Source organism: Pseudoxanthomonas mexicana, from assembly GCF_014397415.1.
Lineage (GTDB): Bacteria > Pseudomonadota > Gammaproteobacteria > Xanthomonadales > Xanthomonadaceae > Pseudoxanthomonas_A > Pseudoxanthomonas_A mexicana.
Map to the genome: position 1 here is coordinate 73,907 of NZ_CP060731.1, position 11,739 is coordinate 85,645.

13 protein-coding genes are annotated in these 11,739 nt (G+C 67.8%); 5 read left to right on the forward strand and 8 right to left on the reverse strand.

What is annotated here, in order from left to right; all coding sequences use genetic code 11:
- Positions 1 to 14: 14 nt before the first annotated feature.
- Together IAE60_RS00325 and IAE60_RS00330 are read right to left on the reverse strand one after the other, a co-directional pair.
- Complete coding sequence (locus tag IAE60_RS00325) at positions 15 to 1,175, reverse strand: SO2930 family diheme c-type cytochrome (protein WP_187573419.1); 1,161 nt, start codon at positions 1,173 to 1,175, stop codon at positions 15 to 17.
- 3 nt (positions 1,176 to 1,178) lie between these two features.
- The gene (locus IAE60_RS00330) at positions 1,179 to 2,414 is read right to left on the reverse strand and encodes a parallel beta-helix domain-containing protein (RefSeq protein WP_187573420.1); all 1,236 of its coding nucleotides are present in this window, start codon (positions 2,412 to 2,414) and stop codon (positions 1,179 to 1,181) included.
- A gap of 120 nt (positions 2,415 to 2,534) precedes the next feature.
- Here IAE60_RS00330 and IAE60_RS00335 point away from each other — a divergent pair, with 120 nt between their 5' ends.
- Positions 2,535 to 3,572, forward strand: a complete 1,038-nt coding sequence (locus tag IAE60_RS00335) for an AraC family transcriptional regulator (RefSeq protein WP_222937168.1) — start codon at positions 2,535 to 2,537, stop codon at positions 3,570 to 3,572.
- Between the two features lie 84 nt (positions 3,573 to 3,656).
- Here the strand turns inward: IAE60_RS00335 and IAE60_RS00340 are convergent, their stop codons facing one another.
- The 6 genes from IAE60_RS00340 to IAE60_RS00365 form a co-directional block, all read right to left on the reverse strand.
- On the reverse strand, positions 3,657 to 4,040 hold the full coding sequence (locus tag IAE60_RS00340; protein WP_187573421.1) for a RidA family protein: 384 nt from the start codon (positions 4,038 to 4,040) through the stop codon (positions 3,657 to 3,659).
- A 32-nt stretch (positions 4,041 to 4,072) separates the two neighbouring features.
- Complete coding sequence (locus IAE60_RS00345) at positions 4,073 to 4,453, reverse strand: hypothetical protein (RefSeq protein ID WP_162108737.1); 381 nt, start codon at positions 4,451 to 4,453, stop codon at positions 4,073 to 4,075.
- Positions 4,454 to 4,468: 15 nt separating this feature from the next.
- Entirely contained in the window at positions 4,469 to 6,640 is a 2,172-nt protein-coding gene (locus tag IAE60_RS00350; RefSeq protein WP_185894183.1) for a RelA/SpoT family protein, read from the reverse strand.
- A 125-nt stretch (positions 6,641 to 6,765) separates the two neighbouring features.
- Positions 6,766 to 7,065 (reverse strand): DNA-directed RNA polymerase subunit omega, encoded by a 300-nt coding sequence (gene rpoZ, locus IAE60_RS00355; RefSeq protein ID WP_162108735.1) that lies wholly within the window; start codon positions 7,063 to 7,065, stop codon positions 6,766 to 6,768.
- 133 nt (positions 7,066 to 7,198) lie between these two features.
- On the reverse strand, positions 7,199 to 7,816 hold the full coding sequence (gene gmk, locus IAE60_RS00360) for a guanylate kinase (RefSeq protein ID WP_185894184.1): 618 nt from the start codon (positions 7,814 to 7,816) through the stop codon (positions 7,199 to 7,201).
- Positions 7,813 to 8,673 carry a YicC/YloC family endoribonuclease gene (locus IAE60_RS00365; protein ID WP_187573422.1) on the reverse strand — a complete coding sequence of 287 codons (861 nt, stop codon included), beginning with the start codon at positions 8,671 to 8,673 and terminating at the stop codon, positions 7,813 to 7,815. Before IAE60_RS00365 ends, gmk begins: the two co-directional genes overlap by 4 nt.
- A 111-nt stretch (positions 8,674 to 8,784) precedes the next feature.
- Here IAE60_RS00365 and rph point away from each other — a divergent pair, with 111 nt between their 5' ends.
- From rph to hemW, 4 genes are read left to right on the forward strand one after another with little or no spacing between them, the layout of a single operon-like run.
- Positions 8,785 to 9,510: a ribonuclease PH gene (rph, locus tag IAE60_RS00370; RefSeq protein ID WP_187573423.1), complete on the forward strand. Its 726-nt coding sequence runs from the start codon at positions 8,785 to 8,787 to the stop codon at positions 9,508 to 9,510.
- A gap of 31 nt (positions 9,511 to 9,541) precedes the next feature.
- Complete coding sequence (locus tag IAE60_RS00375) at positions 9,542 to 9,931, forward strand: VOC family protein (protein WP_162108731.1); 390 nt, start codon at positions 9,542 to 9,544, stop codon at positions 9,929 to 9,931.
- A 4-nt stretch (positions 9,932 to 9,935) separates the two neighbouring features.
- Positions 9,936 to 10,529 carry an RdgB/HAM1 family non-canonical purine NTP pyrophosphatase gene (gene rdgB, locus IAE60_RS00380; RefSeq protein WP_187573424.1) on the forward strand — a complete coding sequence of 198 codons (594 nt, stop codon included), beginning with the start codon at positions 9,936 to 9,938 and terminating at the stop codon, positions 10,527 to 10,529.
- A 3-nt stretch (positions 10,530 to 10,532) separates the two neighbouring features.
- Positions 10,533 to 11,687, forward strand: a complete 1,155-nt coding sequence (gene hemW, locus IAE60_RS00385) for a radical SAM family heme chaperone HemW (RefSeq protein ID WP_187573425.1) — start codon at positions 10,533 to 10,535, stop codon at positions 11,685 to 11,687.
- The last annotated feature ends 52 nt before the right edge of the window (positions 11,688 to 11,739 follow it).

The window sequence follows — 11,739 nt, forward strand, 5'->3', positions numbered from 1 at the left end:
TGCCGGCGGCATGTTCACGATTCCCCTGCAGCGCTCCCGCAATTCCCCGGCTGCGCGTTGATCCAGTCGCGGATCAGCTGCACGCCCTCGCGGTGCACGACCGAACGGCCGACCTCCGGCATCATGATCGCGGGATCGGCGCTGTCCATGCGGAATTCGAAGATGGAGGCTGCGGCATTCCCCGGCTCGATGTCGTGCAGGCGGTTGCCGGTCCCCTTCCCCGCCGCGATCGGCTGCTTGCAGAAGCCCAGTTTCAGTCGGTCCTGCGTCTGCGCGTCCAGCCACAGGCCCGAGGTGATCGCGGGACCGGTGGCGCTGTGGCAATGGCCGCAGTTGATGTCCAGGTAGGCACGCGCCCGCGCGTCCAGCGGCGCCGCGGCCTCCATCGCATCGACCAGCTGCGGCGGGTTGGCCGGGACGCCGGCCAGGTAGCCGACGCGCACGAGGTGCGCGAGCTGGTTCTCGCGGCCCAGCGCGTAGTCGAAGTCGCGGTTGAGGTGGCGGGCCTTCGGTCCGATCGGCAACAGCTTGCGCGACTTGTTGTCGGTGATGTGGCAGCCGCCGCACTGGTTCTGGTCGGGCACCTGGTACTCGGCCGTCTCGCGTGCGCCGGCGGCGTCGACCAGATCCAGTGTGACCAGCTCGCCGGTGCGCTTGAGCGTGGCCTGCGTCTGTGCTTCGTTCCAGACATAAGGCAGCGCAACCCATCCCTCCGCGCGATGCACCAGCAGGCGGGTCTCGATCAGGCGCACCTTGGCGAGATCGAGGGCTTCACCCTCGAGTGAGGACTGCGACGGCGGCGTGCGCGCGACGGATTTCCCGTCCCACGTCGTACCTGCCGGCAGCGGGTAGTAGAAGGTCTTGCTGAGGATGGTGCCCACCGGAAAATCGAAACTCTGTTCCGGCTGGTACGTCGCCGATGTGCCCTCGGGCATCCACACCGTGCGCAGCTTGTGCGCGTAGTCGCTGAACAAGGGCGTGTTGAGATCGTAAGGCACCACGCCCTGGTTGAGGCGGAGCTTCCCGTCTTCGATGCGCAACACGCCCCACTCATCCAGCGTCTTCGGCTGCCCCTCGGCGAAGAAGTGCACGCCTGCCGACGGACGGCACGCCGAGAGCACCAGGCCCAGGGAGGCGATCACGAGCAGGAGCCCGTGCCAGTACGGTTTGCGCATGCCTTACCCGCGCTTCAGATCGACCGCGGGCAGGCGGGGCAGCTCGCAGTCGTGGGCCTTCGCATCCTTGCTGGGGTTGCCGTAACCGCCGGGACCATCGGCGTTGACCACCCCGCTGACGTCGCGCAGGCAGATCTGCGGCCCGATCTTCTTGCCGTCGACCAGCCGCTCCTTGTTGAAGTAGCCATCCCACAGCACGTCGGGGAAACGGCCGCGCAGCCCGTAGGTCGCCACCTTCAGCGCCTTCAGGTCGAAGCCGTCGGGCGAATCGCCGCCGCCGGACAGCGTGTTGCCATGGATGTAGATGCGCTCCGGATACGGATCGAAGTTCGGCGACGCGCTGCTGTCCTTGTAGCCGGTGGAGTAAACGCTGGAGACGATGATGTTCGCCGTCGCGTTGTCGCGGATCTCGTTGCCGAAGATCTCGATGTCGTCGTTGGAGTTGATGACGATGCCCGACCCCGCCGGCACGCTGGCCACCGGCGTGCCCTTGGCACCGAAGTTCTCGTGGTTGTTGGCGATCACCTTGTTGTCGTAGACGCGGATGTTGCCGCCCTGCTGCGACAGGCCCGGCATGTTGAACACCAGGATGCCGCCGGTGTTGCCGGTCGCCACGTTGTCGTAGACGTCGGCGTTGAGGGTGTTCTCTATTTCGATGCCGGCCACGTTCTGCTCGGCGCGGCTGCGGCGCACGATCACGCCGTCGGACTGGCCCACGTAGATGCCGGCATCGGATGCGCCGATGGACACCGTGTCCTCGATCAACACGTTCTTCGTCAGCACCGGATAGATGCCATAGGCGCCGTTCTTGGTGCTGGGGCCGCCAGTCCACTGCACCTTCACGCCGCGCACGGTGATGTTGGACGACTCGCTGATCTTCAGGCCGTCGCCCTTGGAGTCCTCGATGGTGAGGTTCTCGATGGTGAAGTCGTCGCCGTTGACCAACAGCCCCTCGGCGCCGGCCTTCTGGCCCTTGAAGCTCAGCACGCTCTTGTCCATGCCCGCGCCGCGGATGGTCACCCCGCTCGCGCGCAGGGTCAGGCTGCGGTCGAAGGCGTGGCGACCGGCCGGGATCTCGATGACGTCGCCTGGCTTGGCATCCAGCAGGCGCTCCTGCAGGGTGGTGGCGAAGGCCGCGTCGCCGGCGGGCACCTCGGCCGCCGGAGGCGCGTCGGGCTGGCAACCCCCGGCCAGCAGCGCCAGGGCGCCGGCCACTGCCACGGAAATGCTGCGCTGCATGAATCGCCTCTCCCCATACGGCTGCGTAGTGCCTGGCAGTCTGGTGCGCAGCCCCACGTCACGCAGAGGGCGGGAGCGGCATACTAAGGGGGGGAAAGCGGACAAGCTGGAGGGGCTTCGATGCGCTGGAAAACCGGAATCGGCAACCGCCTGCTGGTGGCCAACCTGCCGACCAACATGCTGTGTGGCCTGGTGCTGCTGGCCGGCGAATTCGGCGTGAATGCCGAAAGCTGGTTCGCCGGCATGCGCCTCAACGTGCAGGAAATCCACGACCCGCAGGCGCGGGTGTCCTACCGCCAGGCAAGCGAGATCATCCGTCGCGCCCTGCCGACCCTGCCGATCGACGGCGTGGGCCTGGCCATGGGCGAGAAGCAGAACGGCGGCAACTTCGGCCTGCTCGGCCTGGCGATGAAGACCGCGCCCACCTTCGGCGACGCCGTGCAGATCGGCCTGGAGTACCAGCGCAACCTCGGCCCGCTGATGGATCTGGACGTGCAGGATCGCGAAGATGGCGCGCTCGCCGTCGTCGCCACGGCGCCGGAGGAGGCCGCCGACCTGCTGCCCTTCCTGTGCGAGGAAATGTTCGCCAGCACGTTGATGCTGGCACGCGAGCTGGCAGGCCCCGACTTCCGCCCGCTCTGGCTGGAACTGGGCTATCCCGCACCGCGTTATGCCAGGCGTTACGACGACCTGTTCGGCTGCGAGATCCGCTTCAACCAGACGCAGCACGCGATGGTGGTGGATCGCCGCTGGCTGGAACTGCCGTTCGCCAGCTACAACCCGGTGACCTCACGGCAGGCACTGGCGCTGTGCCAGGCGCAGCTGGCCGCCATGTCCCTGCGCGGCGAGACCACCGCGGCGGTCGAACGCCAGCTGCGCCCGCGCCTGCGCGACAACCCGCAGATGACCGATGTCGCCGCCGCGCTGCACCTGAGCGAACGCACGCTGCGCCGGCAGCTGGCCGAGGAAAGCACCAGCTTCAGCGCCGTGCACGACCGTGTGCGCACCGAACGCGCGCTCGAACTGCTGCAGGACCTGGAACTGACCATCGCCGCGGTCGGCAGCCAGATCGGCTTCACCGACGTGCGCGAGTTCCGCCGCGCGTTCAAGCGCTGGACCGGGCACACGCCCAGCGAGATGCGCGGCACGCCGACGTAGGGCAGCGCCCGCGCCACGGCGTTTCCACATCCGGGCAACGCCGATCGAAGGTGTTCGGCGCCCGGCGCCCCGCGCATCAGCCGGTCAGTCGAGCACCATCACCGCATCGACTTCGAACGCCGCGCCCTTCGGCAGGCCCGACACTTCGATGGTCGAGCGCGCGGGATACGGCGCGGCAAAGTATTCCTGCATCACTGCATTGACCGCCGCGAACTGCGACAGGTCGGTCAGGTACAGGCCCAGGCGCACGATCCGGTCCAGCGAACCGCCTGCGGCCTCGGCGACGGCCTTGAGGTTGTCGAACGCGCGACGCGCCTGCGCCGCGATGTCGCCATCGACGAGGTTGCCCGTGGCCGGATCCAGCGGGATCTGCCCGGAGAAGTACACCGTGTTGCCGGCGCGCACGGCCTGCGAATAGGGACCGATGGCGGCGGGCGCGTGGTCGGTGTTGATGATCTGCTTGGTCATGGGTTGTCCTGTATGAAGAAAGTTTGACAGTGCTAACGCAGAATTTCGGGTCGTATGTCGTCCTGAAACGCGAAGTCGCAATCGACACGTGGTACCCCACCCACGATCTTGAGCGATGCCAGCGGCGCGCGGTTAGCCGAGCCTGCAGGTACTCTCAGACGGCGATAAACGCCACTCGAAAGATCCCAGTCGTACACATAGAGACCGACAGAAGCATAGTCATCCCAGACGTGCACCGTCCCCCAGTTGGGCGTCTCGATCAGCGACAGTACGGCGTCCAGCGATTCGCGGGCATCTATCGCAGACTTTGGTGCCATCCCTGAGCCTGCGGTAGAAAAAAGCGCCAAACGACCTTCCTTATCGATCGCGAGCCAGTCGAATTCGAAACCGACGATCTCGGGCGCAGGCCGCATACCTTTGTGGATTCCTTACTGCCGACGCACGCCGTGCACGACGTTGAGCCGCCGCAGCCGGCGCATCACTTCCGCCAGGTGGTTGCGGTCGCGCACCTGGATGGAGAAGCGCAGCACGGCGACGTTGATGTCGCGCTCCAGGTACTCCACGCGTTCGATGTTGGACTGGCTCTTGGCGACCGCGGCGGCGACCTGCGCCAGCACGCCGGGACGGTTCTCCACGTCGATCAGCAGCGCGGCGTCGTAGTCGCCGGTGACCTTGGCGTCCCAGGCGATCGGTACCCAGCGTTCCGGCGACTTGCGGAACTCGGTGACGTTGGGGCAGTCCAGGCGGTGCACCACGATGCCCTTGCCGGCGGTGTGATAGCCCATGATCTCGTCGCCCGGGATCGGCTGGCAGCACTGCGCGAAACTGACCACGCCGCGTTCGCCGCCGGTGATCAGGATCTTTTCCTGCGAATGCTTCGAATGGCCGCCACCGCGCAGCTCGGCGAACGCGGTCAGCGCCTGCGCCGCCTGCGAGGGCATCCAGTTGCCCAGGGCGACGTCGGCCAGGAACGCCTCCAGGCGCGGATACTTGTGCTCGCTGAGGAAAGCCTCCAGGCGCTGCTGCGGCAGGCGCTCGAGCGAGCTGTCCAGGTCCTCCAGCGCGCGGTCGAGCATGCGATGCCCCAGCTGCACCGCGTCCTCGTGCTCGAGCTGCTTCAGCTGGTGGCGGATCGCGGTGCGCGCCTTGCTGGTCACCACGAACTCCAGCCACTGCGGCTTGGGCGCGGCTGACTTGGCGGTGATGATCTCCACGCTCTGCCCGCTGGCCAGCTTGGTGCGCAGCGGCACCAGCTTCTTGTCCACGCGCGAGGCCACCGCCTGGTTGCCGACATCGGTATGCACCGCGTAGGCGAAGTCCAGCGCGGTGGCATTGCGCGGCAGCGACAGAATCTTGCCCTTCGGCGTGAACAGGTACACCTCGTCCGGGAACAGGTCCACCTTCACGTTGTCGAGGAACTCCAGCGACGAACCGGCCGCGCGCTGGTTGTCGATCAGCTCGACGATCCACGCATGCGCGCGGTTCTGCGCGCTGTTGGGCGAGTCGGTGCCGTACTTGTAGGTCCAGTGCGCGGCGATGCCGCGCTCGGCGATCAGGTCCATCTCGGTGGTGCGGATCTGCACCTCGATCGGCGAGCCGTACGGCCCGAACAGCACCGTGTGCAGCGACTGGTAGCCGTTGGCCTTGGGAATGGCGATGAAATCGCGGAAGCGGCCGTCCAGCGGCTTGTACTGCGCATGCACGGCGCCCAGGGCGTGATAGCACGACGGCACCGAATCGACGACCACGCGGAAGCCGAACACGTCCATCACCCGGTCGAAGCTCTTTCCTTCGCTGCGCATCTTGTTGTAGATGCTCCAGGGCGTCTTCACCCGGCTGACCAGGCGGTGCTCGATGCCCTCCTTGGCCAGCCGCTGCGACAGGTGCGCTTCGATCTGCGCCATCGATTCGCGGCGCATCACCGGCTGGCTGCGGATGTGCTTGTCGATGACCGCATGCCGCCACGGATGCAGGGCGCGGAAACCGAGGTCCTGCAGTTCGGACTTGACCAGGTTCATGCCCAGCCGCTGGGCGATGGGCGCGTAGATCTCCAGCGTCTCGCGGGCGATGCGCCCACGGGCCTCGGCACTCTGCGCGCCCAGGGTGCGCATGTTGTGCAGGCGGTCGGCCAGCTTGATCATGATCACGCGCAGGTCGCGCGACATGGCCAGCAGCATCTTGCGGAAGCTTTCGGCCGCGGCTTCCTGGCGGTCCCGGAACTTCAGCTTGTCCAGTTTGGTGACGCCATCGACCAGTTCAGCGACGGATTCGCCGAACTCGCCGGCGATTTCCTCACGGGTGAGCGGCGTGTCCTCGATGGTGTCGTGCAGGATGGCCGCGATCAGCGTCTCGGCATCCATGCCCAGTTCCGCCAGCACGCCCGCCACGGCCACGGGATGGGTGATGTACGGTTCGCCCGACTTGCGGGTCTGGCCGGCATGCGCGGCGGCACCGACTTCCCACGCCCGCCGCAGCAGCGGCAGCTGCTCCTTGGGGAGGTACGCCGCCGTCTTCTCGAACTGGGCCACGTAGTCCGGCACGCCGTCGTCGCGCGACGAAGACGGGCTGCGGAGGGCCTTGGCGGAACGACCTGGATTCATGCCGCCAGACTATGCCAGTCAGGTCGTCACGGCAACGCGCACACGGCGCCCGGAAACGCGGAAAGCCCGCTTGCGCGGGCTTTCCAGCGATCGTCCGTTCCGATGGGAACGATGGACGGATGCGATCAGTCGTCGCCCTTGGACAGGTCGTCGTCGGCGACCACTTCGGCGGCGGCCCATTCCAGCGCCTCACGCTCGGCGCGCTCGCGCTCGGCCTTCTCCACGCGGTCGATCAAGTCGTTGTCGATCTTGCGCGCCGCGATCTCGCGCAGCGCCAGCACGGTCGGCTTGTCCTGCGCTTCGGTGTTGTCGATCTGGGCGTCGACGCCGTTGGCCAGCTGGCGGGCGCGCTTGGCGGCCATGGTGACCAGCTCGAAACGGTTGTTGACGACTTCCAGGCAATCTTCGACGGTGATGCGGGCCATGCGGGCTCCCGGCGACCGTTGGCCGCCCAGTGAATACGGAAAGGGGCGGCGATTGTAGGCAGCGGGGCCCGGCAATGCAAGCCTTTCTTTTAAAATCAACCGGTTATCCGAGAAAACCGGCGCTGCGCCGCCCTCAATCGGCCAGCAGGGCGGCAATCAGGCCGGCGTGGCGGACATCCTGGGCCTCACGGCGCAGCCGGCTGGCGGTGAAGATGGCATGCATCTGGGCCACCGCCTCCTCGAACACGTCATTGACGATCACGTAGTCGAATTCGCCGTAATGCGACATCTCCTCGCGGGCCGCCGCCAGGCGTCGCTGGATGACCTCCTCGCTGTCCTGTCCACGGGCGCGCATGCGCTGCTCCAGCGCCTGGCGCGACGGCGGCAGGATGAACACGCTGACCGCATCCGGCACCTTCTCGCGCACCTGGCGCGCGCCCTGCCAGTCGATCTCCAGCAACACATCCTTGCCGGCGGCCAGCTGCGGTTCCACCGACTGGCGCGCGGTGCCCTTCCAGTCGCCGTGCACGCGGGCGTACTCGAAGAAATCGCCGGCGCGGATCATCGCCTCGAACTCCTCGGCGCTGATGAAGTGGTAATGCTGCGCATGGCGTTCGCCCGGTCGCGCGCCGCGCGAGGTGAACGAGATGGACAGGGCGATCTCGGCGTCCCGGGCCAGCACGGCGTTGACGATGCTGCTTTTGCCGGCCCCGGACGGCGCCGCGACGATATAGAGGGTTCCGCGCTTCATTCGATGTTCTGCGCCTGTTCGCGGATCTGGTCGATCAGCACCTTCAACTCGACCGCGATGTTGGTGGTGCGGATGTCCACGGACTTGGACCCCAGCGTGTTGGCCTCGCGGTTGAACTCCTGCAGCAGGAAGTCCAGCCGCCGGCCCTGCGGCTCCTTCTGGGTGAAGATGCGGCGAATCTCCTTCACATGGCTGTCCAGCCGGTCCAGTTCCTCGTCCACGTCCAGCTTCTGCAGCCACAACACCAGTTCCTGCTCCAGCCTGCCCGGCTCCATGTTCTGGGCCACGTCGGCCAGGCGGGTCTCCAGCTTCTGCCGCTGGCCGGCACGGATCTGCGGGATGAGGGTACGCACCTCGGCCGCCAGGGCAGCGATGCCGTCCACCCGCTCCAGGATCGCCGCGACCAGCTTGCCGCCCTCGCGCTCGCGCGCGGCGACGAACTGGTCCAGCACCGCGTCGAGCAACGCCAGCGCTTCGGCCTGCAGGGCCTCCATGTCCACGCCCTTGCTCTGCAGCACGCCGGGGAACTGCAGCAGGTCGGTCAGCCCGGTGCGCAGGTTCGGCATGCGCGAGGACAGGTCCAGCGCCAGTTCCGACAGCTGCGCCACCACGCGCGGGTTGAGCTGCAGCGCGCCGGTGCCCTCGGGCGCGCGCAGGCGCAGGGTCAGGTCCAGCTTGCCGCGCGAGACCCGCGCGACGATGCGCTCGCGCAATGCCGGTTCCAGCACGCGCAGCTCATCGGGCAGGCGCACGCCCAGTTCGAGGAAGCGGTGGTTGACCGCCCGCAGTTCGGCCGCCAGCGTGCCACCCTCGGTGGCGCGTTCGGCGGCGGCGAACGCCGTCATGCTGCGGATCATGCGGAAGCCCATGCGAACAATGAGCGGCGCATCTTAGCAGCACGGGCGCCGGCGTCCCGGCGTGCCGGGGACGGACTGCTAAACTTCGCCCCCCTCACCGCGGATGCCCCCATGTCCTTTTCCCGCCCCAGCGGCCGCCAGCCCGACCAGATGCGCGACGTCAGCATCCTGCGCAACTACACCCGGCATGCGGAAGGCTCGGTGCTGGTCAGCTTCGGCCACACCCGGGTGCTGTGCACCGCCAGCGTCGACAACAAGGTGCCGGGCTTCCTGCGCGGCAAGGGCGAGGGCTGGGTGACGGCCGAGTACGGCATGCTGCCCCGTTCCACCCACACCCGCAGCGACCGCGAGGCCGCGCGCGGCAAGCAGGGCGGGCGCACGCTGGAGATCCAGCGCCTGATCGGCCGCACCCTGCGCGCCTGCGTGGACCGGGGCGCGCTGGGCGAACGCACCATCACCCTGGACTGCGACGTGCTGCAGGCCGACGGCGGCACCCGCACCGCCGCCATCACCGGCGCCTACGTGGCGCTGGTGGACGCGGTGAACTGGCTGAAGTCGCGCAAGGAGATCAAGCGCGATCCGATCCATGGCGCGGTGGCCGCGGTCTCGGTGGGCATCTATCGCGGCACGCCGGTGCTGGACCTGGACTACGCCGAGGACAGCGACTGCGACACCGACATGAACCTGGTGATGAACGACGGCGGCGGCTTCATCGAACTGCAGGGCACGGCCGAGGGCCATGCGTTCCGCCGCGACGAACTGGATGCACTGCTCGCCCTGGGCGAGAAGGGCATGGGCGAACTGTTCGCGGCGCAGCGGGCTGCGCTGGCGGGCTGAGTTCCGCTCCTACGGATATCCGGCAATCCTCATGCAGATCCTCAGCCTGGTCACCCTGCTGGTCGACGATTACGACCGCGCCATCGCGCACTACTGCGGCGCGCTGGGCTTCGCGCTGCGCGAGGATACCGACTTGGGCGGCGGCAAGCGCTGGGTGCGCGTCGCGCCGCCCGGTGACGGCACCACCGACCTGCTGCTGGCCGTGGCCACCACCGACGCACAGCGCGCGCGCATCGGCGACCAGACCGGCGGGCGCGTGGGCTTCTTCCTGCAGACGGACGATTTCTGGCGCGACCATGCGCGGATGTCGGCAGCCGGCGTCGAGTTCCTCGAGTCCCCGCGCGAAGAAAGCTACGCCACCGTCGCCGTCTTCCGCGATGCCTACGGCAACCGCTGGGACCTGCTGCAACCGAAAGGATGACCGCATGAAACTCGTCCTCGCCTCCTCCAACCAGGGCAAGCTGGAAGAACTGCGCGGCCTGCTGGCCGACACCGGCATCGAACTGGTCGCGCAGTCCGACCTGGGTGTGGAGGACGCCGACGAAACCGGCACCACCTTCGTCGAGAACGCCCTGATCAAGGCGCGCCACGCCAGCCTGCAGACCGGCCTGCCTGCGCTGGCCGACGATTCGGGCATCTGCGTGGACGCGCTCAACGGCGCGCCGGGGCTGTATTCGGCCCGCTACGCCGGCGGACACGGCGACGCCCAGCGCAACATCGACAAACTGCTGGACGCGCTGCATGCGGTGCCGGGCGAGCAGCGCGGCGCGCACTTCTACTGCGTGCTGGTGCTGCTGCGCCATGCGCACGACCCGCAGCCGCTGATCGTCGAAGGCGAATGGCAGGGCCGCATCCTGCACGAACGCCGCGGCACGGGCGGCCACGGCTACGACCCGGTGTTCTTCGACCCGCAGTTCGGCCAGTCCGCCGCGGAAATGCCGCTGGACGAGAAGAACCGCATCAGCCACCGCGGCAAGGCGCTGGCGGCGCTGAAGCAGCGCCTGCTCGCACTGGCCTAGTCCATGCTGATCCCGCCGCCCCTGGCGCTCTACGTGCACCTGCCATGGTGCGTGCGCAAATGCCCGTACTGCGATTTCAATTCGCACCAGGGCAAGGGCGGGCTGCCTTTCGATGCGTATGTGGACGCCCTGCTGCGCGACCTGGACCACGACCTGCCGCTGGTCTGGGGCCGCACCGTGCACAGCGTGTTCTTCGGCGGCGGCACGCCGAGCCTGTTCCCGCCGGAGACGATAGACCGCTTCCTGCAGGGCGCCAGCAGCCGGCTGCGCTTCGCGCCGGGACTGGAAGTGACGCTGGAGACCAATCCCGGCACGGCCGAACACGGGCGCTTCGAGCACTACCGCGCCGCCGGCGTGAACCGCATCAGCTTCGGCATCCAGAGCTTCGACGATGCCAGCCTGCAGAAGCTGGGGCGCATCCACGACAGCCTCGAGGCCGAACATGCGGTGAAGCTGGCGCAGGATGCCGGCTTCGACAACCTCAATCTGGACCTGATGTACGCCCTGCCCGGCCAGACGCTGGCGATGGCCGAGCACGACCTGCAGCGCGCGTTCGCCCTGCAGCCTGCGCATGTCTCGCACTACCAGCTCACGCTGGAACCCAACACGGTCTTCTTCGCCCGGCCGCCACAGGGCATTCCCGACGACGACCTGGCCTGGGACATGCAGGAGCATTGCCAGGCGCTGCTGGCCGACGCCGGCTACCAGCACTACGAGGTCAGCGCCTATGCCCGCGCGGGTCGCCGCTGCGCGCACAACCTCAACTACTGGCGTTATGGTGATTACATCGGCATCGGCGCTGGCGCGCACGGCAAGATCACCGTGGGCGCCACGCAACAGGTCCTGCGGCGCTGGAAGGTCAAGCATCCCACCGCCTATCTCGCCGCAGCGGGCACGCCGGACGCGATCGGCGGGGACGACGACATCACGCCGGAACGGCGCCCGTTCGAATTCATGCTCAACGCGCTGCGGCTGCAGGACGGCTTCGCCCTGGCCGATTTCACCGCCACTACCGGGCTGCCGGCGGAACACATCGCGACGCCGTTGGAACAGGCCCGTCAGCGCGGCTGGCTGGCGCTGTCCGGGACGCATGTGATGCCCACCGCGCTGGGGCGCCGCTTCACCAACGACGTGATCGAACTGTTCCTGGACCGTTGACGCCCATCGCTCCGCCAGGGCGACGGATGGATGCGCCGGCAAGGGCGGGTGT